The organism is Dactylosporangium sp. CA-233914 (genome assembly GCF_050942935.1).
Classification (GTDB): domain Bacteria; phylum Actinomycetota; class Actinomycetes; order Mycobacteriales; family Micromonosporaceae; genus Dactylosporangium.
This window is the reverse complement of the sequence record NZ_CP192030.1, coordinates 10,614,198-10,637,377: the sequence shown is the minus strand read 5'-3', so window position 1 is coordinate 10,637,377 and position 23,180 is coordinate 10,614,198. Positions and strand designations below refer to the sequence as shown.

The 23,180-nt window shown below is 73.4% G+C and carries 28 protein-coding genes; 20 read left to right on the top strand and 8 right to left on the bottom strand.

The genetic code is table 11. The annotated features are described in order from the left end of the window. Window positions 1-137: 137 nt before the first annotated feature. Window positions 138-1,295, bottom strand: coding sequence for a glycoside hydrolase family 16 protein (locus ACQPY0_RS47255; RefSeq protein ID WP_432976493.1), 1,158 nt, complete (start codon window positions 1,293-1,295; stop codon window positions 138-140). Window positions 1,296-1,473: 178 nt separating this feature from the next. Here ACQPY0_RS47255 and ACQPY0_RS47250 point away from each other — a divergent pair, with 178 nt between their 5' ends. The 4 genes from ACQPY0_RS47250 (at window position 1,474) to ACQPY0_RS47235 (ending at window position 5,986) form a co-directional block, all read left to right on the top strand. Then, a complete protein-coding gene (locus ACQPY0_RS47250; protein ID WP_432976490.1) occupies window positions 1,474-2,337 on the top strand; it encodes a hypothetical protein in 864 nt (287 codons plus the stop codon). Between the two features lie 3 nt (window positions 2,338-2,340). After that, window positions 2,341-3,495 (top strand): HEAT repeat domain-containing protein, encoded by a 1,155-nt coding sequence (locus ACQPY0_RS47245; RefSeq protein ID WP_432976487.1) that lies wholly within the window; start codon window positions 2,341-2,343, stop codon window positions 3,493-3,495. Between the two features lie 138 nt (window positions 3,496-3,633). Further along, a complete protein-coding gene (locus ACQPY0_RS47240; protein WP_432976484.1) occupies window positions 3,634-3,891 on the top strand; it encodes a ribbon-helix-helix protein, CopG family in 258 nt (85 codons plus the stop codon). A 61-nt stretch (window positions 3,892-3,952) separates the two neighbouring features. Then, on the top strand, window positions 3,953-5,986 hold the full coding sequence (locus tag ACQPY0_RS47235) for an NAD(+) synthase (RefSeq protein WP_432976481.1): 2,034 nt from the start codon (window positions 3,953-3,955) through the stop codon (window positions 5,984-5,986). A gap of 21 nt (window positions 5,987-6,007) precedes the next feature. On the opposite strand, the gene ACQPY0_RS47230 is transcribed toward ACQPY0_RS47235, so the two are convergent. Then, on the bottom strand, window positions 6,008-6,349 hold the full coding sequence (locus ACQPY0_RS47230) for a hypothetical protein (protein WP_432976478.1): 342 nt from the start codon (window positions 6,347-6,349) through the stop codon (window positions 6,008-6,010). Between the two features lie 52 nt (window positions 6,350-6,401). Here ACQPY0_RS47230 and ACQPY0_RS47225 point away from each other — a divergent pair, with 52 nt between their 5' ends. After that, window positions 6,402-6,872 (top strand): MarR family winged helix-turn-helix transcriptional regulator, encoded by a 471-nt coding sequence (locus ACQPY0_RS47225; protein WP_432976475.1) that lies wholly within the window; start codon window positions 6,402-6,404, stop codon window positions 6,870-6,872. Here the strand turns inward: ACQPY0_RS47225 and ACQPY0_RS47220 are convergent. Further along, the gene (locus tag ACQPY0_RS47220; RefSeq protein ID WP_432976472.1) at window positions 6,821-7,354 is read right to left on the bottom strand and encodes a GNAT family N-acetyltransferase; all 534 of its coding nucleotides are present in this window, start codon (window positions 7,352-7,354) and stop codon (window positions 6,821-6,823) included. The two genes, ACQPY0_RS47225 and ACQPY0_RS47220, sit on opposite strands and share 52 nt — an antisense overlap. A 136-nt stretch (window positions 7,355-7,490) precedes the next feature. Between ACQPY0_RS47220 and ACQPY0_RS47215 the strand changes: the two genes are divergently transcribed. After that, the gene (locus ACQPY0_RS47215) at window positions 7,491-9,308 is read left to right on the top strand and encodes a hypothetical protein (protein WP_432976469.1); all 1,818 of its coding nucleotides are present in this window, start codon (window positions 7,491-7,493) and stop codon (window positions 9,306-9,308) included. A 148-nt stretch (window positions 9,309-9,456) separates the two neighbouring features. Here the strand turns inward: ACQPY0_RS47215 and thrC are convergent, their stop codons facing one another. Then, window positions 9,457-10,509, bottom strand: coding sequence for a threonine synthase (gene thrC / locus ACQPY0_RS47210; protein WP_432976466.1), 1,053 nt, complete (start codon window positions 10,507-10,509; stop codon window positions 9,457-9,459). Between the two features lie 64 nt (window positions 10,510-10,573). On the opposite strand from thrC, the gene ACQPY0_RS47205 reads away from it, so the two are divergent. The 3 genes from ACQPY0_RS47205 to ACQPY0_RS47195 all read left to right on the top strand — a co-directional run bounded on the left by ACQPY0_RS47205 (window position 10,574) and on the right by ACQPY0_RS47195 (window position 13,251). Next, window positions 10,574-11,407, top strand: coding sequence for a MurR/RpiR family transcriptional regulator (locus tag ACQPY0_RS47205; protein ID WP_432976463.1), 834 nt, complete (start codon window positions 10,574-10,576; stop codon window positions 11,405-11,407). Window positions 11,408-11,724: 317 nt separating this feature from the next. Further along, on the top strand, window positions 11,725-12,390 hold the full coding sequence (locus tag ACQPY0_RS47200; protein ID WP_432976460.1) for a hypothetical protein: 666 nt from the start codon (window positions 11,725-11,727) through the stop codon (window positions 12,388-12,390). A 174-nt stretch (window positions 12,391-12,564) separates the two neighbouring features. Then, window positions 12,565-13,251 (top strand): PP2C family protein-serine/threonine phosphatase, encoded by a 687-nt coding sequence (locus tag ACQPY0_RS47195; RefSeq protein ID WP_432976457.1) that lies wholly within the window; start codon window positions 12,565-12,567, stop codon window positions 13,249-13,251. On the opposite strand, the gene ACQPY0_RS47190 is transcribed toward ACQPY0_RS47195, so the two are convergent. The 3 genes from ACQPY0_RS47190 to ACQPY0_RS47180 form a co-directional block, all read right to left on the bottom strand. Next, the gene (locus ACQPY0_RS47190) at window positions 13,236-13,661 is read right to left on the bottom strand and encodes a GntR family transcriptional regulator (RefSeq protein ID WP_432976454.1); all 426 of its coding nucleotides are present in this window, start codon (window positions 13,659-13,661) and stop codon (window positions 13,236-13,238) included. The two genes, ACQPY0_RS47195 and ACQPY0_RS47190, sit on opposite strands and share 16 nt — an antisense overlap. 320 nt (window positions 13,662-13,981) lie before the next feature. Further along, the gene (locus ACQPY0_RS47185; protein ID WP_432976451.1) at window positions 13,982-14,650 is read right to left on the bottom strand and encodes a zf-HC2 domain-containing protein; all 669 of its coding nucleotides are present in this window, start codon (window positions 14,648-14,650) and stop codon (window positions 13,982-13,984) included. After that, window positions 14,647-15,156: a sigma-70 family RNA polymerase sigma factor gene (locus ACQPY0_RS47180; protein WP_432976448.1), complete on the bottom strand. Its 510-nt coding sequence runs from the start codon at window positions 15,154-15,156 to the stop codon at window positions 14,647-14,649. The genes ACQPY0_RS47185 and ACQPY0_RS47180 overlap by 4 nt, the downstream gene beginning before the upstream one ends. Window positions 15,157-15,242: 86 nt before the next feature. Between ACQPY0_RS47180 and ACQPY0_RS47175 the strand changes: the two genes are divergently transcribed. Beyond that, window positions 15,243-15,869, top strand: a complete 627-nt coding sequence (locus ACQPY0_RS47175) for a (2Fe-2S)-binding protein (protein ID WP_432976445.1) — start codon at window positions 15,243-15,245, stop codon at window positions 15,867-15,869. Here ACQPY0_RS47175 and ACQPY0_RS47170 read toward each other — a convergent pair. Next, the gene (locus ACQPY0_RS47170; protein ID WP_432976442.1) at window positions 15,866-16,090 is read right to left on the bottom strand and encodes a CbtB domain-containing protein; all 225 of its coding nucleotides are present in this window, start codon (window positions 16,088-16,090) and stop codon (window positions 15,866-15,868) included. The two genes, ACQPY0_RS47175 and ACQPY0_RS47170, sit on opposite strands and share 4 nt — an antisense overlap. A gap of 235 nt (window positions 16,091-16,325) precedes the next feature. Here ACQPY0_RS47170 and ACQPY0_RS47165 point away from each other — a divergent pair, with 235 nt between their 5' ends. From ACQPY0_RS47165 to ACQPY0_RS47120, 10 genes are all read left to right on the top strand, one after another. Next, window positions 16,326-17,246, top strand: a complete 921-nt coding sequence (locus ACQPY0_RS47165; RefSeq protein ID WP_432976440.1) for a DUF929 family protein — start codon at window positions 16,326-16,328, stop codon at window positions 17,244-17,246. Beyond that, window positions 17,233-17,715 (top strand): vitamin K epoxide reductase family protein, encoded by a 483-nt coding sequence (locus ACQPY0_RS47160; protein WP_432976437.1) that lies wholly within the window; start codon window positions 17,233-17,235, stop codon window positions 17,713-17,715. The genes ACQPY0_RS47165 and ACQPY0_RS47160 overlap by 14 nt, the downstream gene beginning before the upstream one ends. A gap of 76 nt (window positions 17,716-17,791) precedes the next feature. Continuing rightward, window positions 17,792-18,514, top strand: coding sequence for a YcnI family protein (locus tag ACQPY0_RS47155; RefSeq protein WP_432976434.1), 723 nt, complete (start codon window positions 17,792-17,794; stop codon window positions 18,512-18,514). A gap of 119 nt (window positions 18,515-18,633) precedes the next feature. After that, on the top strand, window positions 18,634-18,759 hold the full coding sequence (locus tag ACQPY0_RS47150; RefSeq protein WP_432976431.1) for a hypothetical protein: 126 nt from the start codon (window positions 18,634-18,636) through the stop codon (window positions 18,757-18,759). Continuing rightward, entirely contained in the window at window positions 18,708-19,121 is a 414-nt protein-coding gene (locus tag ACQPY0_RS47145; RefSeq protein WP_432976428.1) for a hypothetical protein, read from the top strand. The genes ACQPY0_RS47150 and ACQPY0_RS47145 overlap by 52 nt, the downstream gene beginning before the upstream one ends. A gap of 101 nt (window positions 19,122-19,222) precedes the next feature. After that, window positions 19,223-19,753 (top strand): M15 family metallopeptidase, encoded by a 531-nt coding sequence (locus tag ACQPY0_RS47140; RefSeq protein WP_432976425.1) that lies wholly within the window; start codon window positions 19,223-19,225, stop codon window positions 19,751-19,753. Window positions 19,754-19,935: 182 nt separating this feature from the next. After that, the gene (locus ACQPY0_RS47135; RefSeq protein WP_432976422.1) at window positions 19,936-21,555 is read left to right on the top strand and encodes an AAA family ATPase; all 1,620 of its coding nucleotides are present in this window, start codon (window positions 19,936-19,938) and stop codon (window positions 21,553-21,555) included. Between the two features lie 2 nt (window positions 21,556-21,557). Next, entirely contained in the window at window positions 21,558-21,998 is a 441-nt protein-coding gene (locus ACQPY0_RS47130) for a hypothetical protein (RefSeq protein WP_432976419.1), read from the top strand. Continuing rightward, window positions 21,995-22,198, top strand: a complete 204-nt coding sequence (locus ACQPY0_RS47125) for a DUF2997 domain-containing protein (protein WP_432976416.1) — start codon at window positions 21,995-21,997, stop codon at window positions 22,196-22,198. Before ACQPY0_RS47130 ends, ACQPY0_RS47125 begins: the two co-directional genes overlap by 4 nt. Continuing rightward, window positions 22,188-23,132, top strand: a complete 945-nt coding sequence (locus ACQPY0_RS47120; RefSeq protein ID WP_432976413.1) for a ComEA family DNA-binding protein — start codon at window positions 22,188-22,190, stop codon at window positions 23,130-23,132. The genes ACQPY0_RS47125 and ACQPY0_RS47120 overlap by 11 nt, the downstream gene beginning before the upstream one ends. Window positions 23,133-23,180 lie beyond the last annotated feature (48 nt).

Genomic DNA, 23,180 nt, shown 5'->3' with positions numbered 1-23,180 from the left:
GCGCTCTCCCCTGGGATGGCCGTCCCGAAAGTGGCGCAAGCGTAACGCTGGTTGTCGAATTGGTTAAGTGCCCGCAAGGAGGAGGTGGAGATGCCCGTTGCGGCACCGCCCCCGCCGTGCCCCGCGCCGGCGGCGGGTTACGCGGCGGTCTGCTGGTAGACGCGGATGTAGTCGACCTCGAGCTGGCGGGTCAGGGTCGGGTCGGCCAGGCCGGCGCCGGAGCGGCGCTGCCAGTTGTTGTCGACCATCAGGTGCAGGATGATCTGCATCGGGTCCTTGGCGATGTTGGCGGCGTCGGTGAAGCGGGCACACTCGACGCCGTCGATGTACCAGGCGATGTGGTCCGGCTGCCAGTCCAGGCCCATCCGGACGAAGTCCTTCGAATAGTCCTTCACCGGGCATTTGCCGTTGTTGTACATGCCCTTGTTGCCCGAAAACGCCGTGTCGCGGTTGTTGTAGTGATACGTCATGAACATCGTTGACGGCTCGTTGCCGAGCTGTTCGAGAATGTCGATCTCGGTCTTGTAGTTGTACGTCGGATCCGTCGGCAGCATCCAGAACGCGGTGAAGAATCCGCGGGCGACCGGGAACTTGAATCGCGATTCCACGTAACCGTACGTGAACGAGTAGAGGTACTTCGAGCCGTCGGACGCGTTCGGGCGCGAGGTCGACACCAGGCCGGCCTTGTAGGTGCAGGAGCCGTTCTGGCAGGCGCTGCTCGGATACGCCGGGCTCAGCGGCGCGGCGATCAGCTTGGCGGTGCCGCCGGAGACGACGACCTGGCTGGGCTGGTAGTGCTCGCGGCCCTCGTTGAACGTCGAGGTGCAGTCGCCGGAGTTCCAGTCGAAGCACGGGCTGAGCTTGGACTTGTCCAGCGACGTGCCGTTGAACTCCTCGCTGTAGCCCAGCGTCCAGCGCTTGCCGGCGGCGGCCGCGATCGGCGGGGCGCCCGGGCCCGAGCCGGTGCTGCCGGCCTTCGTGCCGGTCGCGCTCGGGCGGGCCGAGGCCGACGGGCCGGTCGAGGCCGAGGCGGACGCGCCGGCGCCGAGGCCGGCCGAGCCGCCCGCGTCGCCGGACTCGCCGGTGACGCCCGGGGAACCGGCCGCGTTGACGGCGTCGCTGTTCGTGGCGGGGGTGTCGTGCCCGAGATAGGTGAAGGCACCGGCACCGGCCACGACGATCAATACGGCCGCGGCCGCCAGGACGATGACCCAGAGCTTTCGGCGCCGGGGCCGCTCCATATGGTCGAATTCGTCGCTTTCCGGGGTGCCGATCCTTGTCTCACGGAAACGCATCTGCCTACCAATCGGCTCGCGTATTTCGGTTGACCGGGAACTGCCCGACCGCATTGCCGTCGGCAACCCTATCAGCGAGGTGGGTGCAGTTGTATGCCTGACCGGTGGAGCGGTCAAGGTCGTGGATCTCGCCGGGGGCGGCTAGCTTCGAGATCGATACCCACAACGGGAGGTAGCGATGGCATGGAGAGCCGCACGCTCGTTGCTGGTCCTCCACCAACAGTTGAGAGCCGGCGCGCCCCGCGCGGCACCCCCGGGGACCGGGACCGACGAGTGGGGCCTGATCGGCGACGCGGCCCACGACCCCACCTCGGACCACACGCCGCACAACTTCGCGGGCTGGGGCAACCAGATCGTCACCGCGGCGGACTTCCCCAACCGGCCCGGCCTGGGGCTGGACGCGCACAAGGTGCTCGAGGACATCCGGCGCTCGCGCGACGCACGGGTGAAGTACGGCATCAGCAACGGGCAGATGTTCTCCAGCTACGGGGTGCGCGGCTACAACGCCTGGACCTGGCGGCCGTACAACCCCGCAAACGGCGACCGGCACTTCACCCACGGCCACCTCTCCGTCGTCGGCGACGCGCGGGCGGACGGCACACAACCCTGGCAGACAATCGGCGCGGCACAGGCCCGCGGCACGGAGGATGACGACGAGATGGGCGCTTCGTTCGGACCGATCAACATCGAGCGCGAGGGCGCGACCTCGCTGACCATCCCCCCGGTCAGCGCGGGTCTCGCCGACCCCCGCCCGGCCTGGCTGAACTTCTGCAACGACACGCTGGGCCAGGTCTACGGGCTGCGCATCTGGTACACCTCCGGCAACGAGAACTTCGCCCCGCTGCCCGGCACCAACGGCGGCCTGCTCGCCCTGCGCTCCGGCCAGCGCTTCTCCCAGCAGATCCCGAGCGGCACCTCCTGCCTGTCGATCTCCCGCAAGGCGATCGACCCCGCCGGCAACGTGGTCGACCCGACCGACACGCTTCGCCCGTACCCGGGCCACCTCACTTGCGCGATCGAGCGGGGACCGGTAGGCACCTGATCCGTGGATCTGGACCGGCTCATCGAGCACGCCGCGGCGGCGGGGGACTACGAGGAGATCGCCCCCGCCGCCGCGGCGCTCGCGGCCTCGGGGGACCTTTCCCTCGTACCGCGGCTGCTCACCGCCCTCGAAGCGTTCCTCGCCGAGGAGAACTTCTACGGCCGTGACCTGGTCGCGACCGTCCTCGCGGGCATCCAGGGCCCGGCGGCGCTCCCCGCGCTGCTGCGCGCGTCGGCCCGCGACCTCGGCGACGACCAGGACGGCCTGTCCACCGAGATCGCGAGCCTGCTCGAACAGGACCCGGACGCGGCCCGCCCGATCGTCCTGGAGTTGGTGGCGTCCCCGGACGCGGCCCTGCGCCGCACGGGCCTGTGGGCCCTGGGTTTCATCGCCGGCCCCGCCGACAACGCGATCTGGGCCGAGGCGGCGCTCGACCCCGACCCGCGGATCCGCGCCGAGGCGATCGACGCCATCGACGACCCGGGCAGCGACGAGCGCGCCTTCGCCGTCCTGATACGCGCGGTGCGCGACCCGAGCCCCGACGTCCGCACGGCTGCCGTCTCCCGCCTGGGCGCGATCCGCCGCCCCGATGCCGCCGCCCCGCTGTCCGAGGCGGCCGGCGACCCCTCCGCGCAGGTGCGGGCCCGGATCGCGTACGCCCTGGGCCGCCTGCGTACCCCCGCCGCGACCCCGGCCCTGCGCCGCCTGCTCGACGACCCGGACGAGTTCGTGCGCCGCTACGCCCTGGCCGCCCTCGGGACCACCGGCGGCGAGGACGCGGTCGACACCCTGCTCACCCTGGCCGCCTCCGGCAACCCGGAGCACCGCGAGCGCGCCGCCAAGGCCCTGCCGGCGGCGGCCGGCACCGACCCGCGGGTGGCCCCGGCCCTGGCCGCGCTGGCGGCCGACCGCGAACATCCGGTCCGCGCCGCCCTGGCCAGCGGCCTGGCGAGCACCGGCACCACCCGGCCGGACTGGCCGCCGCTGCTGCTGGCGCTGGCCGACGACCCGCAGAGCTCGGTCCGCGAGCGCGTCGCGGTGGCGGTCCGCCACGTGGCCCCGTCGGTCGCGCCGGACCTGCTGCGCCGCTACGCCGACCACGATCCCGACCCGGCGATCCGCCGCACCGCCACCGTCCAGCTCACCCGCCTGCCCTGACCGGACGGAGTCGCGCTCGCGTTTTACGCGTTATACGCTGGGAGGCTACGCGATTCTTGCCGTCCGGCCGGCGACCCCGCACGAGATCAAGCTGTGGTTGGAGGGAACTCGATGAGCGAGCACCGGGACCCCCGGACGATGAGCCGGGACGAGCTGATTGCTTACTTCAACGGGGGCGGCGACATCTCTGAGGTGCTGCGGGGTGGCGTCCGGGGGCCCGATCTCGGGCCGGCGCCGGCGGAGATTCCCATGATCGTGACCGGGGTGCGGCTGCCGGCCGCCGTCGTTGAGCGGCTCGACGCGCTGGCCGGCAACGACAAGGGTGGCCGGTCGGGGCTGATCCGGCGGGCGATCGACGAGTTCCTGCAGCGCCACGCGGGTGAAGCGGCGGCCTGAACCGGCCGGCCGTGACGGCGGTCGCTGACAATCCGGGGGGCCGGTTCGACATGATGGAAGCGTGAACTTCCGGTCGATCTACGCGCACGGTTTTGCCCGGGTGGCCGCCTGCACCGGCCTGACCTCCATCGCCGACCCGCCCGCCAACGCGGCCGAGATCCTGCGGCAGGCGCGAGCGTGCTCGGACGAGGGCGTCGTGCTGGCGGTCTTCCCGGAGCTGGGGCTCAGCGGGTACAGCATCGAGGATCTCCTGCTGCAGGACGCCGTGCTCGACGGGGTCGAGGACGGGCTCGCCGCGGTGGTCGAGGGCTCCCGGGAACTGCTGCCCGTGCTGGTCGTCGGGGCGCCGCTGCGGCATCGGGGGCGCGTGTACAACTGTGCCGTCGTGGTGCACCGGGGACGGGTGCTCGGCGTAGCCCCGAAATCGTACCTGCCCAACTACCGTGAGTTCTACGAAGCCCGGCAGCTCACCGCCGGCGACGCCGAGCGCGGCGGGGTCATCCGGGTGCTGGGAAGCGACGTGCCGTTCGGCACCGACCTGCTGTTCGCGGCCGCGGACCTGCCGGCGTTCGTGCTGCACGTCGAGGTCTGCGAGGACATGTGGGTGCCGGTGCCGCCGAGCGCGGAGGCGGCCCTGGCCGGGGCGACCGTGCTGGCCAACCTGTCCGGCAGCCCGATCACCGTCGGCCGGGCGGAGGATCGCAAGCTGCTGTGTCGCTCGGCGTCGTCGCGGTGCCTGGCCGCGTACGTCTACTCCGCCGCCGGCGCCGGGGAGTCCACGACCGACCTGTCGTGGGACGGGCAGACGATGATCTACGAGAACGGGGTGCTGCTGGCCGAGACCGAGCGCTTCCCCGACGGCGACCGGCGCTCGGTCGCCGACGTCGACCTCGACCTGCTGCGCCAGGAGCGGCAGCGGATGGGCACCTTCGAGGACAACCGGCGCACGCACGAGGCCCGCACGGGCGGGTTCCGGCGGATCGCGTTCACGGCCGCCCCGCCCGAGGGGGACCTGGGGCTGCGACGGGTTATCGAGCGCTTCCCGTTCGTGCCCGCCGACGTGGCGCGGCTGGAGCTGGACTGCTACGAGGCGTACAACATCCAGGTCGCCGGCCTGCGGCAGCGCCTGGCGGCGATCGGCGAGCCCAAGGTCGTCATCGGCGTGTCCGGCGGCCTCGACTCGACCCACGCGCTCATCGTCGCGGCCCGGGCGATGGACCGGGCCGGGCGCCCGCGCACCGACATCCTGGCGTACACGATGCCGGGGTTCGCGACCTCCGGCGGGACCCGGGACAACGCCCACGCCCTGATGCGCGCCCTCGGCGTCAGCGTCCACGAGCTCGACATCACCCCGACCGCGCGCCTCATGCTCGCCGAACTCGGCCACCCCTTCGCGGCCGGCGAGCCCGTCTACGACGTGACGTTCGAGAACGTGCAGGCGGGCCTGCGCTACGACTACCTGTTCCGCATCGCCAACCACCGCGGCGGGATCGTGCTGGGCACCGGGGACCTCTCGGAGCTGGCGCTGGGCTGGTCGACGTACGGCGTCGGCGACCACATGAGCCACTACAACGTCAACGGCGGCGTGCCGAAGACCCTGATCCAGCACCTGATCCGGTGGGTCAGCGGCAGCGGGCAGTTCGACGACGAGGTCGCCAAGATCCTCGACGTCATCGTCGAGCAGGAGATCAGCCCGGAGCTCGTGCCGGGGGAGGAGCTGCAGTCCTCGGAGTCGAAGGTCGGCCCCTACGCGCTGCAGGATTTCACGCTCTTCCACGTCCTGCGATACGGCATGCGCCCGTCGAAGATCGCCTTCCTGGCCTGGCACGCCTGGCGCGACCCGGACGCCGGCGCGTGGCCGGTCAACTTCCCGAAGGAGAAGCGGGTGGCGTACGACCTGCCGGCGATCCGGCACTGGCTGGAGGTGTTCTGCCGCCGCTTCTTCGGCTTCGCCCAGTTCAAGCGCTCGGCCCTGCCCAACAGCCCGAAGGTCTCGGCCGGCGGCTCGCTCTCCCCGCGCGGCGACTGGCGCGCCCCGTCGGACGGCAACGCCAACGCCTGGCTGCGCGACCTCGACCGGTGGGACATGTCATGAGCCGGCCGGGCGCTGGCCGAGCTACCGCGCTGAGGCGAGGGCGTCGTGCAGGGAGCCGAACCGGTGCGCGAGCGCGACCCGGCCGCTGCGGACCCGGAACAGCGTGGCGACCGTGGCGGCGGCGCCCCCGTCCCAGCTCGCCTCCTGCTCGACCACCATCGCGTCGGGGCCCACGGGGTGCCAGGACACCGGCCGCAGCGTGATCCCGGACCGGACGATCCAGCCGGCGAAGTCGGCGGCGGGAATGGGTCCGGCCCCGCGGGGCCCGGACACGTCGACGGGATCGGTGACGGCGGCCTGCGCGGCGTCGAGGTCGCGCCGATTGACGGCGTCGTGCCAGGCGTTGATCGCGTCTTCCAGCATGACGGCTACCGTATGCGTTTTGCATACGTAATGACAAGGGGTTCGAGGGCTCATGGAGTCTGGCGGCGGGCAGGCGTTGTTCGCGTTCGTGCGGTACTGGTCGCGCCGCTGGACCGGCGCGGACCCGGACCGCGGCCGCGACGTGCTGGCCCTGGAGGCGGTCCGCGCGCTGAGCGCCCGCCTCGGCGCCCCGCCGTCGGTGAACGACGTGGCCCATGAGCTGGGCCTGGACCAGTCGGGGGCGAGCCGGCTGCTGAGCCGGGCCGAGCGGCTCGGCCTGCTGGCGCGCCGGTCGGCCCGCGGGGTCGGCGCGGCGACGACGGTCACCGTGACGCCGCCGGGTGAGGAACTGCTGCGCCAGGCGCACGCCTGGCAGGACGAGGTGCTGGCGGAGCTGACCGCGGGCTGGCCCGACGAGGACGTCCGGACGCTGGTCGCCCTCATGTCCCGCCTGATCGAGGGCCAGTCCGGCTACGGGCGCGGCTGGGAGCCTTCCGCGGACTCGGCGCGCAGCAGCGAGTAGATGTGCAGGTCGCGCCACCGGCCCTGGCGGAACTGGGCCGAGCGGATCGTGCCCTCCCGGGTGAACCCGGCCTTGGCCAGCGCGCGCTGCTCGGCGAAGTTCTCCACGTCGGTGTACGCCTCGATGCGCTCCAGCGGGCTGATGTCGAACAGGTACGCGACCAGGGCCCGCTGCGCCTCGGTGCCGTGCCCCCGGCTGCGGAACTCCGGTAGCAGCGAGATACCGATGTTCCAGCAGGCCCAGGACGGGGCGCCGTACGTCAGCCGCCGCCACGCCACCGTCCCGGCGATCCCGTCCGGCGCCTCGACGATCAGGCACCCGTTGTCCGCGCTGATGAGCCGGTCCTCGTCGAAGCGGCGGCGCAGCGCGGCGATGTCGCGGTAGCCGGACCAGTTGAACCGCCCGCCGGCCTCGGGCTCGTCGGCCTGTCGTTCGAGCAGCCAGAGATCGGCGGCGGTGATCGGCCGCAGCACAACGTCCACGGCAGCAGACTACCGGCGGCAACGCCCATGTCGGCGTTCGGTTGCATCGCCGGAGCATGTGTCGAGAACCCGTCGCGGCCCGGCCAGGGGCGCCGCGATCGACCATGATGGTTACGGGCAGAGGTTGGAGAACCGTATGTCGTCGGGTTCCGGCGCGCAGGGGTGCGTCGAGGCTGACTTCGCAACTGACATTGAGCCGATCGCCGCAGGGCTGCGCGCGCTGCACGACCACGGGGATCTGCGGACCGCCCGGGCGTGCTTCGACGCCGCGTTCGTGCGGGCCGAAGCCGCCGGGGACGTGAACGCCATGGCCGAGGCGGCGCTGGGCTTCGCCGGCGTGTGGGTGCACGAGCACCGCGTCGGCGCGTCGGCCGCCGTGCTGGAGCAGCGGCTGGTCCAGGTGCTCGGGCTGGTCGACCCGGACGGGTCGTTCGCGGTGCGGCTGCGCGCCCGGCTGGCGGCCGAGCGCGACTACCGCGACGGGTCCAGCGACGCCGTCCTGGCCGCGCTGGAGGAGGCCCGCGGGCACGGGGACCCGGTCGCGCACGCCGAGGCGCTGAGCCTGGCGCACCACTGCGTGCTGGGCCCCGAGCAGCGCGTGCTGCGCCGGGAGATCGCCGTCGAGCTGCTCGGCGTGAGCTCCCGCACGCACCGCCGCGGCGACCTGCTCATGGGCCTGCTGTGGCGGACGTCGGACCTGCTCCTGGACGGCGACCGGCACGCCGAGCGGCGCTTGGCGGAGCTGCGCGGGATGCTGGCGGACACCCCGCACCTCGCGGTCGGATACGTCGTGGACGCCATCGACGTCATGCGCGAGATCCGGGCCGGGCGCTTCGCCGAGGCCGAGGCGGCCGCGAAGCGCGCGTTCGAGCACGGCGAACGGGCCGGCGACGCCGACGCCACCGGCTGGTACGGCGCGCACCTGGTCGCCATCCGCTGGTACCAGGGGCGCCTGCAGGAACTGCGCCCGATGCTCGAGCAACTCGTGCACTGGCCGACGCTGTCGGTCGTCGACAACGCGTACTTCGCCGTGCACGCCGTCGCGGCGGCCGAGGCCGGCGACCTGCGCACCGCCGCCGGAGCCCTGGCCCGGCTGCGCGGCCCGGCGCTCAAGGAGCTGCCGCGCTCGGGCAGCTGGCTGGTCACCATGCACGGCATCGTCGAGGCGGCCCGGCTGCTCGGCGACGCCGACCTGGCGGCGGAGGCCTACGAGCTGCTCCGGCCGCACGCGGAGCGGCCGGCGATGGTGAGCCTCGGCATCGCGTGCTTCGGCTCGGTGCACCACGCGCTCGGCGTGGCCGCCCACACGTCCGGCCGCCGGGACCTGGCCGTGCAGCACCTGACCCGGGCGATCGCGCACAACCGGGCGCTCGGGCACTGGCCGGCCGCCGAGGAGTCCCGCCGCGCCCTGGAGCGGCTCGGCCCGGCGCAGCCCGACCGGGCCGTCTGCGTGCGGCAGCGTCAGCACTGGCGGCTCGAGTGGGGCGAGCGCTCGGTCGTCGTCGAGAACAGCGTGGGGATGCTGCATCTGGCGGTACTGCTGGCAAATGCCGCAACCGAGATCCCCGCGGTCGAGCTCGCGATGGGCGTCACCGGTCTGGCCCAGGCGGCCGGGGCGCGCAGCTCGCCGCAGGCGGTCCTCGACCACGAGGCGATGCGCCGGTACCGCAGCCGCGTCGCCGAGCTGCGCGAGGAGATCGAGTCCACCTCCGACGACCGGCGCGCCGCGGTGGCCCAGCGCGAGAGCGACGCGCTGCTGGCGGAGCTCGCCGGCAGCGTCGGCATCGGCGGGCGCAGCCGGCGCTTCGTCGACAACGCCGAGCGGGCGCGGGTCGCGGTCGGCAAGGCGATCCGCCGCGCCATCGCCCGGATCGAGGAGGCCGACGCGGACCTGGGCCGGCACCTGCGCGAGACCGTCCACACCGGACGCCAATGCTCCTACCGGCCGGTGTGACCCGTCAGGCGTCGCACGGCACGACCCGGCCGGACCGCCGAGCGCGAGGCCGGGCAGCGGCCCCGCCCGGCACGACCCGGCCGGACCGCCGAGCGCGAGGCCGGGCAGCGGCCTCGCCCGGCACCTGGCGGCGCGCCGCGTCAGCCGGTCAGCCGGTCAGCCCGAGCGTGCGGGCCACCTCGGCGGTGGCGGGGCCGGACGGTGCCGGGTCGTAGTCGTCGCGCAGGGCGGCGTCGGGGTCCTTCAGGCCGTTGCCGGTGAGCGTGATCGCCACGGTCGAGCCCGGCGTGAGGCGGCCCGCGCGGTGCTCGGCGAGCAGCCCCGCCACGGCGGCCGCGGACGCGGGCTCGGCGTAGACGCCGTCGAGGCGGGCGAGGTCGCGGTACGCCGCGAAGATCTCGGCATCCGTGACCGCCCCGATCAGGCCGCCGGACTCGTCGCGGGCCGCGACCGCCGGCGCCCAGGTGGCGGGCGAGCCGACCCGGATCGCGCTCGCGTCGGTGCGCGGCTCGGCCACCGGCGCGCCGTGCACCAGCGGCGCGGCGCCGGCGGCCTGGAAGCCCCACATGCGCGGCCGGCCGCGGCCGTATCGGCAGTATCCCTGCCAGGTGGCGGTGATGTTCCCGCCGTTGCCGACCGGCAGGCAGTGCACGTCGGGCGCGGCGCCGAGGGCGTCGACGATCTCGTAGGCGACCGTGCGCTGCCCGGCCAGCCGCAGTTCGTTGCCGACCGAGTTGACCAGCGCGACCGGGTGGTGCGCGGCGAGCTCCCGGGCGGCGCGCAGGCAGTCCTCGAAGGTGCCGGCGACCTCGACGATCCGCGCCCCGAAGCGGGCCGCCTGGCCGAGCTTGCCGCGCGCGACGCCGCCCGTGGGCACGAGCACGGCGGCGCCCAGCCCGCCGCGGGCCGCGTACGCGGCGGCGGAGGCGCTGGTGTTGCCGGTCGACGCGCACACGACGAGGCGCACGCCGGCCTGCGTGGCGCGGCTGATCGCGACGGTCATGCCGCGGTCCTTGAACGACCCGGTCGGGTTCGCGCCCTCGACCTTGAGCCAGACGTCGCAGCCGGTCCGCGCGCAGAGGTGCGCCGAGCGCAGCAGCGGGGTGTTCCCCTCGTGCAGGGTCACCGAGGGAGTCTGCGGGGTGACCGGCAGCCGGGGCCGGTATTCGCTGTCGAGCAGTCCACGCCAGGGAGCAGCCATGCCTGGGACCATAACACTCGTTTCGCCATTTGTGATTGCTGGCATTTGACGTAACATTCGTTTCATGGATCTCGAGGCGCGCCTGAGCGGCGTCTACGCCGAGCTGCCGCCGGGGGAGCGCGCGATCGCGCGCGCGATCCTGGACGACTACCCGTATGCCGCGCTCGGCTCGCTGCGTGCGCTGGCCCAGCGCGCCGGCGTCAGCGCGCCCACGGCGTCGCGGCTCGTCGCCCGCATCGGCTTCGCGAGCTTCGCCGACTTCCAGGAGGCGGTCCGTGCGGGCGCCCGCTCGGCGGCCGCCCCCACCGCGGGGGGCCGCTCCCGCCTGCACACCTTCGTCGCCGAGCCGGCCGGCCTGGCCGAGGCCGCCCGGAGCCTGCGAGCGGGGCTCGACGGCTGCCTCGCCGCCGTGCCCGAGGCGCTGCTGGACACGGTCGCGGAGCGCCTGGCGACGGCCGGCGCGGTGTGGGCGCTGGGTGGACGCCTGAGCGAGTTGGCGGCCGAATACCTGGTGCGCCAGCTCGCGAGCCTGCGCCCCGGCGTCCGCCACGTCCCCGGCCCGGCGCCGCAGCGCGCCCGGGTCCTGCTCGACCTGCGCCCGGGCGACCTGCTGGTCGCGTACGACTTCCGCCGCTACTCCACCGCCAACGCGCGCTTCGCCGCGGCCGCCACCGCCCGCGGCGCCCGGCTCGCGCTCGTCACCGACGCCTGGGAGTCCCCGCTGGCCGGCCGCGCGGACGTGCTGGTCCGCCTGCCGCGCGAGGCGTCGGGGCCGATCGACCCGATCACGCTGGAGATCGCGGTGACCGAGCTGATCCTGGTGACGGTCGCGGCCCGGCTGAGCCCCGCCGACCGCCTGGCCGACCTGGAGCGGCTGACCCGTGACCTGGCAGGCTGAGCCGGGCAGCGGTTTGGGCGTTTTGTTCAGTTTCGGCCGTGGCTGGCCGATCGGGGGCGTGTGAACCATGCTGCGGCCGTTCGGCCGGGGGCCGGCGAGGTCGGCGTCGACGCGGCGGGCACGCGCGCCCGGCGGACGGTTGCGGTCGAGGGTTTGCGGGAGCCACGCGTGCGGTACGACTTCGGGGTGGTCACGATCGGCATCGGCGTCGCGTCCGACGTGGCGCCGTACGAGGCGAAACGCGAAGGGCGTGACCGGGTCGCGCCGCTCCGGCGGCCACCGGTAATCTCAGCGGTTTGAGGGAGCATGCGACGGCCATGGCCGACCATCGAGCGGACCGGCACACCGGCGACGCGACCGGCGCCCCGGTGACGCTGACGTTCGCGGAGCTGGAGTTCGTCCTGCGCTGCGCGGCCGAGCGGGGCGTGGACGTGGATGACGTACGCCGCCGCCTCAACTTTCAGCCCGGCGTCTCCACCGGCATCGTGGTCGCCTCCGGCGTCGCCTCGCTCGTGGCCCGCGACCTGTGCCGCATCGACGGCGCCCGGGTCGTGCCCGGCGAGTTCGTCCAGTGCGCGATCGCGGCCCTGGCGACCCGGCACACGAGCACCGAGGCGGCCGGCTGGCTCGACGAGCGCCCGGTGGTCGTGCACCTGTTCTCGGGCGTGACGGGGCGGCTCGCGGTGTACCCGGGCTCCTTCGGCCTCTTCTCCGTCGAACTGATCGACGCCGCCGAGCCGCTGTCGGCCCCGGTCATCCGGTTCCTGGACATGTGCACCTCGGGCGACGGCGCCGCCACCGTGCTGATTCGCACCCAGGCCGGCGCGGCGGACGAGTCGGGCGTGGCGGTGGCCCGCAGCGCGGCCGGTGCCTGGTTCATGTCCGACTCGCTGGAGCGCCCGGACCCGGGCCGCCCGCTCGCCCGCGCGGCGGTGGTGGCCCGCCTGCTGTCGCTGCTGGCGCAGCCGGTGGGTGTCCGATGAAGTCTTCTCGGAGCCCAGTGTCCGTTCGTTCCACCGATGGTGCGATCTTGACAATGGTGAGATCTTGATGGCGGTTCGTTGCTGTCGGCGTAGTCGCGTGTCTGGCGGTCCCCCTGGCCGCCGGCATGGTTGTTGCTTGTCCGGCGGTGTTTCTGCGATGGCGGTGGAGGGCTGATGGCGAACATCCGGGCCGGCGTGGCGAGCGACGTCGGCAAGATCCGCCGCCGCAACGAGGACAGCGCCGTCGTCGGCACCTGCATCTTCGCCGTGGCCGACGGCATGGGCGGCCACGCGGCCGGCGATGTCGCCAGCCGCCTCGCGGTCGCCGCCCTCAAGCGCCTCGACGACGTGGCCGGCCCCGGCCCGCTGGACATCCGCGACGAGATCGTCCAGGCCAACGCCGACATCCTTTCCGCGGCCGCCGCGGATCCGGCCCAGGGCGGCATGGGCACCACCGCCGCCGGACTCTGCCTCGGCCGGGTCGACGGCGACGAGTGCTGGATCATTTTCAATGTCGGCGACTCGCGGGTGTACCGTTTCGCCGCCTCCGCCCTGGACCAGCTCACGGTCGACCACGTGGCCCCCGAGTCCGTGACCATGCGCCGCGGCGTGATCACCCGCGCCCTGGGCACCGATCCCGGCCCCCGCCCCGACCTGTGGGTGCGCACCGCCGAGCCGGGGGAGCGCTACCTGGTCTGCTCCGACGGCCTGCCGCTGGAGCTCACCGACGCCGAGATCACGGATGTCCTGGCCGCGGGTCAGGAGCCGCAGGCGGCCGCGGAGGAGTTGGTCCGGCGGGCGGTCCTGGCCGGCGGCCGGGACAACGTGACGGTGGTCGTGGTCGACTACCTGTCGGTCTGATCGCGCCGGAAGCGCAGCCCGGTCTCGTCCGCGGGATGCACCTCCTCGACGTCACCGATCCTCACGACCAGCACCGGCACCCCTTCGGGCAGGTCAAGCTCCGCCCGCTCCCGCGGCGTGGGCATCCGCGCCCGCACGACTCCGCAGGGCGGGACCTCGACCAGGTTCGCGGGCGGCACCGGCCCGACGCCGTTGCGCCGCTGCATGGGCCCGGCCCGCACGACGCAGTCCCGTCCGAGCACGGCGATTCCCTCGTTGCGCAGCAGCCGTACAGCCTTGAGCGCGGTGTCCCGCCCGACCCCGAACTCCCGCGCCAGCTGATCGGCTCCGGGCAGCGCCTGCCCCACGACGTACGCACCGGAGAGCACCCGCTCCCGGAGCACATCGGCGATCAGTCGATACCGCACCACGCGCTCAAAAGTAGCCAAGTGGCCACACCGTCCGAAAGTGCCACGCCGTGGGTATTCGGAGATGCCTGCCATTAGCGCCAAGCTTGTGGCGCTTAAATCCGATAAACCGGACACCTAGCCGTACGACTTGCCAGATTTATGTCCATATTTCGGATTGGTGAGATCTGGCGCGCACCGGATCTTCCGGTATGTCCGGCGGTGATGCCCGCCGCCGACGGATTCGTGAAACGTGAGCGCGGCGGAAGTGTTCCGCGAGCCGCCCCGTCGGCGCGCGCGAGCCAGCCCGGAGGGCGGGCGGCCCTTCCGGGTGGGCGGGAACCTCAGGCGACGCGGGCGGAGCCCAGCAGGTTGCCGTCGTGATCGGCGACCGTGACCGAGTCGACGTTGGCCAGCTGGATCGAGCTGGCCCCGGTCACCCGGGCCTGGGCCGTGCGGGTCCGGCCCCAGCAGGCGGCCTGCTCGGCCTGGCCGCCGCGGCCGAGCACGTTCATCGTGAACGGCCCGTCGCCGGGCAGCCCGGCCAGCTCCAGCGAGACCGAGACCCCCCACTGCCGCGGGCTCAGGGTGGCCCGCCCCGACAGCCCGCTGCCGCCGGCCGCCACGAATTGCACGACGGTGCCGGCGGAGACCGACGGCGACGCCTGTGCCTGTGGAGCCGGTGTGCCCGCCGGCCGCAGCGCCAGGACGCCGGCCAGGACGGCGAGCGCGACGCAGGCCGCGGCGAGCACGACGACCGGCAGGCGGCGGGGGCGGGCGCGGCGCAGGAAGGCGTCGAGGCCGGCGCGGGACGGTGGTTCGAGGGGCTCGCCGGGGGAGGATGAGGGCAGGCGCTGCAGCAGCTCCGGCACGGACGCCAGGCGCCCCACCTCGGCCCGGCACTGCGCGCACGAGCTCAGGTGGGCGTCGAGCGTGGTCTGGTCGGTGGTGTCGAGGCCGCCCAGGACGTACGCCCCGAGCAGCCGGCGCACCGCGTCGTGATCGGCGGTCACCGTAACACCCCCATCTCCTCGAACACCGCCCGAAGCGCGCGGACCGCGTAGTAGGCGCGCGACTTGACGGTACCCTCCGGTACCGAAAGCCGTTTCGCCGTGTCGGCGACCGTGCGGCCGTCGTAGTAGACGGAGCGGATCACGTCGCGGTGCTCCGGGGAGAGGCGGTCGAGCGCGGCGCGGATCAGCCAGCCCTCGACCAGCTCGTCGACGTTGTCGGGGTCGGCGACGGCCGCCACCGCGTCGGGGTCCGAGACGAGCCGGGGGCGGCGCTGCTCGGCCCGCCAGTTGTTGCTGACCACGTTGCGCGCGATCGTGAGCAGGTACGCCCGCGTGGTGTCCCGGCTCACGTCGATGCGCTCGATGTGCCGCCAGGCGCGCAGGAGCGTGTCCTGCACGAGGTCCTCGGCGCGGTGGCGGTCCCGCTCGTAGCGTGAGACGAAGGCGAGCAGCACACCGTAGTGCTCGGTGTACAGCGCGGTCATGAGCTCCTCGTCGCGCGTCACGCACAGCCCCTCTCGACGGCCTCCCGGTGACATCTACACCACGAGGCTGTTCAGGGTTCAACCAACTCCGCGGTTAGGGTACGGGCGTGAATCCGTACTTCGTCTGGGAGCCCTACGACGGCGGCCCCGGCTGGCGGCCGTTCGCGCAGTTGCTGGAGCCGGACGTGGTCGCGCAGCGGGTCGCCGTGTCGCGGCGGGCGCTCGTGGGGATGTTCGGGCTCGACGAGGCGGCGGTGCCGGAGCGGGTGGTCGCGTCGGTGCTGTTCCTGGGGTGGGCGTCGCGGCTGGTCTCGCCGCCGCTGGCGGATGCGCTGACGGGGACGGTCCGGGGCGCGGGGCCGGGCGACCTGTGGTGGCGGGAGGTTCCCGGCGGCCCGCTGCCCCTGGCCGTCCGTGATGTGCCGCCCCGGCCGGCGGACGACCTCTTCGACGTGGCGGTGCTGGGCCTGGTCGCGCCGCTCGCCGAGGTGTTCCGGGAGCGGTTCCGCCTCTCGCCCCGGGTGCTGTGGGGCAACGTGGCCTCGGCGCTGGGCGGGGCGGCCGGGCAGTTGCCCGGGGGCGCCTGGGACGTCGTGCGGGGGCTGCTGGCGCGCCCGCCGCTGGCCGGGACCGCGGTCGTCGGCGCGCGCTCGCTGCGGCGCAACAACTGCTGCCTGTACTACCGCATCCCCGGCGGCGGGACCTGCGGCGACTGCGTGCTGCGCAAGCCCTAGTGGCAGGGGAAGCCGAGGAAGTGGCGGCCGTCGTGCAGCAGTTCGTGGACGTGCGAGTCGTTGCCGAAGACCGACACGGCGCCCTGGTCGATGCCGACGAAGTAGTAGACGAGCAGGGCCAGCAGGGCGGTGCCGCCGAGCCAGAACAGCGAGCGGGAGATCGGCAGGACCAGCGGGGTCGTGATCGCCTGGGGTGACTCGGCGCCGGACACGGTGCTCATCGGTGACCTCCCTCGATGTCTACCCGTACGACACTATGGGCCCGGCGGTCCTTACGTCAATCAGGCGCCCAGGACCTTTCCAGGACCTTCCCAGGACTTTCGCCCCTGACCGGTCGGTAGCCACTCCCATACGATCGGTCGTCGGCAGGGTGATCTTCGGTGGGATCGGGAACTGGACGCCCCGCCGCGTGCGACTACTGAGTGACAGGATGACTCGTTCCGGGAAGGTGGCCGCGTGTCCAAACGGCAGCGCGACTCGCGTGAGTACGCGCGACGAATGCGCATGATCCAGGAGCGGGCGCAGGCCCGGCACGGGCGGATGAGGCTGGCGTATTCGTCCATCGCCGCCGTCCTGCTGGTCTTCGTCGTGATGGGCCTGGTCAAGCTCGGCAGCGCCGGTGGAGGCGGCGAGAAGCCCAGCGCACTGCCCAGCCCCGCCGCGGCCGCCGAGATCGTCGCCGGCGTGACCTCGGTGCCGGCCGCCACCCTCGACGCCGTCGGCGCCGGCGCGAAGCCGTCGCTGCCCACGCCGCTGACCGGCCAGCCGGCGCTCACCGCCGACGGCAAGCCCCTGATCCTGTACGTCGGCGCCGAGTACTGCCCCTTCTGCGCCGCGCAGCGCTGGCCCGTGGTCGTGGCACTGTCGCGGTTCGGCACCTTCCAGGGCCTGTCGCTGACGACGTCGGCGGCGGACGACTCGTTCCCCAACACGCCGACGCTGTCGTTCCACGGCTCGACGTACACGAGCCAGTACCTCGCCTTCCAGGGCGTCGAGACGACCACGAACGTGCGCAAGGGCGGGCAGTACCAGCCGCTGGACCAGCTCACCGCCGAGCAGGCGCAGATCGTGCAGAAGTACAACGCCCCGCCGTACGTCCCCAAGGACTCCGCGGGCGCGATCCCGTTCATGGACTTCGCCAACAAGGCCCTGCAGGCCGGCGCCTCCTACAGCCCGGAGCTGCTCGCCGACCACACCCACCAGCAGGTCCTCGACGCCATCAGGAATCCCGACAGCCAGCTCGGGCGCAGCATCGGCGGCAGCGCCAACGCGCTGACCGCGCTGCTGTGCCGCATCACCGGCAACCAGCCCGGCGACGTGTGTTCCAGCGCGGCCGTCAAGGCCTACCAGGGGGAGTTCGCCAATGTCGGCCAGTGAGATCGAGATCGACCGCAGCGTGGTGCAGCACTGGGTGCCGCTGACCTCGCTGGTGCTGGCGGTGTGCGGGCTGGCTGTCTCGGTGTACCTCACGATCGAGCACTTCACCTCGTCGAGCACCCTGGCCTGCCCCGACACCGGCGCGCTGAACTGCCTGAAGGTCACCACATCGCAGCAGTCGGCCGTGTTCGGCATCCCGGTGGCGGTGCTCGGGCTGGTGTACTTCGTGGCGATGCTGGCCCTCTCGCCCGCGCCCCTGTGGCGCTCGGCGCTGCCGGCGATCCGCTACGGCCGCCTGGCCCTCGCCGCGATCGGCGTGCTGTTCGTGTTTTACCTGGTCTTCGCCGAGCTGTTCACGCTCGACGCGATCTGCCTGTGGTGCACCGGCGTGCACGTGCTCGCGGTGGTGCTCTTCGCCGTCACCGCGATCGGCACCGCCTACGCCGACCCGGGCGACCTGAAGCGCTGAACGCGGGAACTTCGCGGGGGTGTGTGGCGACTATCAGCGCGACACATCCCCGGATCCCCGAGAGGACCTCCCCGTCATGCGCCTGGCCCGTGTGGTCCGCGCCGGTGTCGCCGCCGCGGCGGCGCTCACCGCGGCGCTCGCCTTCCCCGTCGCCGCTTCCGCCCACGTCACGGTGAACCCGAACACCGCCGTGCAGGGCGGATACACGAAGGTGACGTTCCGTGTCCCGACCGAGCGCGACAACGCCAGCACCACGAAGGTCGAGATCGCGATCCCGACCGACAAGCCGATCGCCTCGGTCTCGCTCAAGCCGGTGCAGGGCTGGACGGCCGCCACGGAGACCAGCAAGCTGGCAACCCCGATCAAGACCAACGACGGCGACGAGATGACCGAGGCGGTCTCCAAGATCACCTGGACCGCGGACGAGAGCGCGGCGATCAAGCCCCACCAGTTCCAGGAGTTCGACGTCTCCCTCGGCCCCCTGCCGCAGGTCGACCAGATCGTCTTCAAGGCCCTGCAGACGTACTCCAACGGCGAGGTCGTCCGCTGGATCGACGAGCCCGCCCCGGGCGCCGAGGCCGAGCACCCGGCCCCGGTCCTGAAACTGTCGAAGAAGACCGACACCACGGCCGCCTCGACGACGACCTCGGCCGGCCCGACGGTCGCGGCGAGCGACTCGAAGTCCGGCGGCAGCGACGGCACCGCGATCGGCCTGGGCGTCGCCGGCCTGGTCCTGGGCCTGGCCGGCCTGGTGGTGGGCATCCTGGCGTACCGCCGCGCCCCCGCCCCCACCGCCTGACACACGCATCCCCGGCGCCGCGCCCCGCCTGGGCCGCGGCGCCGGAGCGTGTCCGGCGTTCGCCGCCCGTTCGCCGCCGCGGCACCGGTCCGCAGCGCAAGCGCGGTCGAATCGTCGGCATGCGTCGGTTGGTCAGGATCGTGGCGGTGGCCCTCCTGCTCGCGCCCGCGGCCCTCGCGCCCGGTGCCGCCGCGTGGGGCGCGCCGGCGCACGCCCGGATCGAGGGCACCGCCACGGCGAGCTGAGCGGGATCTCGGTCACCGACACGCGCCCCGGCCAGCCCGGCTGGACCCTCACCGGCCAGGCGACCGACTTCGTCAACGGCGCCACCACCGCCCCCGCCGCTGACTTCGGCTGGATTCCGGCGCTGCTCGCGCCCGGCAGCGACGCCGAGGGCGCCCCGCTCGCGGGCCCCGCCGTGCCGCCCCGGATGCAGTCCCCGCAAAGCGGCGGCCTCGCCGTGCCGGGCGCCACGCTGGCGTCCGCGCCGCCGGGCAGCGGCCTGGGCACCCAGCACGTCGGCGCCGCGATGGCGCTGTGGTTGCCGGACACGGCCCCGACCGGCACCTACACCAGCCTGTTGACGATCACCCTCATCGGCCCCTGACGCGAAATGCCCGCGCGCCGCCCGCGCCGGCTAAGGTTGCGGTTCGGGTGGCCGATGGTTGCGATGTGGAGGCCACAGGCATAGCCGGCATCGCGAACCGCATGGCGGAGATTCGCACGCAGATCGCCGCGTTCCGGTCGCCCGCGACGACGCCGGCGGCCGCGGGGACCGAGTCGTCCTCGGCGGCGTTCGCGCAGGCGCTCGACGGGACGCTGCGCACGGCGCGCACGTCGGCCGGGGTGCCGGTGGAGCTCACGAAGTACGGCAACGGGCGCATCCCCGAAAGTGCGCTGCAGCGGGTCGGGACCACCGGGCACCGCCTGTGGGCGCCGGCCGCCACGTCGCTGGAGGCGCTCATGTGCGCGGCGCGGGAGCAGGGCGTGAACATCGGCATCACCGACTCCTACCGGCCGCTCGCCGAGCAGGTCGACCTCGCCGAGCGCAAGGGGCTGTACTCCCAGGGCGGGCTCGCCGCGAAGCCCGGGACCAGCGACCACGGGTGGGGCATCGCCGTCGACCTCGACCTCGACAGCCGCGCCCAGGCGTGGATGCGGGCGAACGCCGGGAGGTTCGGGTTCGCCGAGACGACCCCGCGCGAGCCCTGGCACTGGGCGTTCCGGCCGGCGAAATGAGTGGGTGACCGCCCTCTTCGTGACCCTGCACCTCGCGCTGCGGGCGCGGGCGTGGGCGATGACCGTGATCGCCGGTGGCGCGTTTCTGACAGGGCTGGCGGCAACCAGCGGACTCATCTGAGCGGCCCGCTGCGGTTAGGGTCATCGGCAACGCCCGCCCGCGGTAAGGAGAGGACAGCGCAGTGACCGGTTTCCGCCACGACCTGGCGCAGCTGTTGAAGGCCAGGTTCCCGGTCCTCTACGTCGAGTCCTACGAGGAGCACCGGGTGCTGGGCGAGCTCGCCGCGGTCGCGGCCGACGCCGCGCTCGTGCGCACCCCGCGGCCGGTGTGGACCTGGTCGGCGACCAGCGGCCTGCTGCAGCCCGACGGGGTCGCCGTGCAGTACACCACCGAGCCCGACAACGCGCTCGAGGCGGTGCTGCGCATCCAGCAGCCCGGCCTGTTCGTCTTCCGCGACCTGCACAACTCGCTCGGCGGCGACGTGCCGGTCCTGCCCAGCGTGGTGCGGCGGCTGCGGGACATCGCCGCGGCGTTCAAGGCCGGCGCGGCGCCCCGGACGCTGGTCGTCGTCGCCCCGGTCCTGCGGATCCCGCCGGACCTCGAGAAGGACGTGACGATCGTCGACTTCCCGCTGCCCAGCGAGGCCGAGATCCGCGGGGTGCTGGAGGCGATGATCGCCGGCAACGCCAGCAGCGGCCGCATCCGCATCGAGCTCGACCCGATCGGCCGCGAGAAGTTCGCCAAGGCCGCGGCCGGGCTCACGCTCAACGAGGCCGAGAACGCGTTCGCCCGGGCGATGGTCAACGACGGCGTGCTGAACCTGGGCGACCTCGACATCGTGCACGAGGAGAAGCGGCAGGCGGTGCGCAAGGCCGGCGTGCTGGAGTACGTCGACGCCGACGTGCGCCTGGACCAGGTCGGTGGCCTCGAGAACCTCAAGCGCTGGTTGGCCAAGCGGGACAACTCGTGGCTGGCGGCCGCCGCGGAGTACGGGCTGCCGGCGCCCAAGGGCGTGCTCATCACCGGCGTGCCGGGCTGCGGCAAGTCGCTGACCGCCAAGGCCGTCGCCGCCGCGTGGGGGCTGCCGCTGCTGCGGCTGGACATCGGCCGCGTCTTCTCCGGCCTGATCGGCTCCAGCGAGCAGAACATGCGCGCCGCGCTGCGCACCGCCGAGGCGAGCGCCCCGTGCGTGCTGTGGGTCGACGAGATCGAGAAGGGCTTCTCCAGCAGCGCGAGCAACGACGGCGGCACCACCAACCGCGTCTTCGGCACGTTCCTGACCTGGATGCAGGAGAAGACCGGCTCGGTGTTCGTGATCGCGACCGCCAACGACATCGAACGGCTGCCCCCCGAGCTGCTGCGCAAGGGCCGGTTCGACGAGATCTTCTTCGTGGACCTGCCCAGCCGCGCCGAGCGGGCCTCCATCTGGGGCGTCCACCTGCGGCGGCGCCTGGCCCGCCCGGCCGTCCAGGGCGCACTGCGGCTCGACGAGGCGCTGCTGCGCGAGGTGTGCACGCTCTCGGCCGGCTACTCCGGCGCCGAGATCGAGCAGGCCGTGGTCGCGGCGCTCTTCGACGCGTTCTCCGAGCGGCGCCCTCTGCACCGCGAGGACATCCTGCGTTCGGTGGCGGGCATGGTACCGCTGAGCGTCACCCAGGCCGAGAAGCTCGGCGCGCTGCGCGAGTGGGCCCGCACCCGCGCCGTCGCCGCGACCGCCCCCGAGGACTGGGACGCCGACGAGGAGCCGCCGACCGCCCCGATGCCGGTGATCGGCTTGCGCGGACGAACGATCGAGGTCTGACGATGAGCGTTTCCCTCATTCTGGTACCGCTGGTGATCGCCGCCACCGCGGCGCACGCCGGCCTCACCAAGGGCAAGGACTCCACGGTCGTCAAGGTGGAGACCCGGATGCGCGACGCGGCCCTGCTCGCCGCGGCCCTGCGCGACACCCGGGCCGCCGTGACCACCGAGGACGCCGATCTCGTCGCCGACTGGGCGGGCGTGCGGGCCCGCTTCAGCCGCGACGAGCGGCACATCTGGACCGCCCACTTCACCGGCGACGTCGACGAGGCGCGCGCGACGGACATCGTCCGCGCGGTCGACGCCGCGTACGGCCGGCAGGTGCAGCGGGCGGTCCTGACCAGGCTGACCGAGCGCGCCCCGGCCGCGGGCCTGCGGCTGGAGTCGCGCTCGGTCACCCCGGACCGCGCGGTGCGGCTGGTCTTCGCGGTGGAGCGGTCATGAAACGCATCGTGGTCACCGTCGCCGAGGACGGCACCGTCTCGGCCGAGACCCTGGGCGTCACCGGCTCCAAGTGCCTCGACTACGTCGCCGTGCTCGAGGACCTGCTGGCCGCGCAGACGGTGCACAGCGAGTACACCGCCGACTACACGGCGGCGTCGAACTCTGTGACGGTGAGGCGGGAGCAGTACGATGGCGGGTAATGCGGTCGGCTTCGGCTGGCGGCTGCGCAACAGCTGGTGGGTCCTGCTGGTGGTGCTCGGCCTGGGCTGCCTGAGCGGCACCGGCTTCCTCTACATCGGCATCACGGCTCGCCGCCCGGCCTGGTGGGGCCTCGGCATCGCCTATCTCGTCCTGCCCTGGGCCGGCCTCGTCGCGATCAACCGCCTGGGGGACGCCCCGGCGAGCACGGCGATCGCGGTCGCCTACTTCGTCCTGTGGTTCGCCGGCATCGTCCACGCGCTGCTGCTCAACGGCTCCTGGCTGCGCTGGCGCGCGGCGAACCGCCCCTGGTTCGAGCAGCAGCCGCCCGCCGCCGCTGCGCTCGCCCCGCCACCGACCTTCCCCGCACCGCCGCCTCCCAGCGTCGCGCCCGCCGCTTTCGGTGCCTACCCGCCCGGTGTTCCGGGTGCCTACGCACCCGCGGCTTCCGGCGCCGATGTGCCTGCGGTGCCAGGTGCCTACGTGCCCGCGGCTCCCGGCGCCGATATGCCCGAAGTGCCGGGCGCCTTTGCGTCCGCGGCTCCCCGAGCGTGGGGAACCGATAAGTCGGGCGCTCCGCGCCACGACTTATCGGATATTTCGGGTATGCCCGAATCTCGGCCCGCTGCGCCTTTCGGCGCGATCCCGGCCCCGCCGGGCCCGAACGCCGCAGCCCCGGGCATCGCCGGGATGCTCGACGTCAATGCGGCCACCGCGGCGCAGCTGGTTCAGCTCGCCCGCCTGGATTCGCCGCGGGCCGAGCGACTCGTCGCCGATCGCGAGGCGTGGGGCGGTTTCCAGACCGTCGAGGAGTTCGCCGCCGCGGCCGCCCTCGCCCCGCACGAGTACGCCCGCCTGCGCCCGGTCCTCACCTGCACCCCGCGCCCCCGCGCGCCGCAGCACAACCCGGGCGGCGGCCGTGTCCTCGACTTCTGAGCCAGGCCCGCCCATCCCCGCGGACGTCCTGCGGCTGGGCCGGTTCGT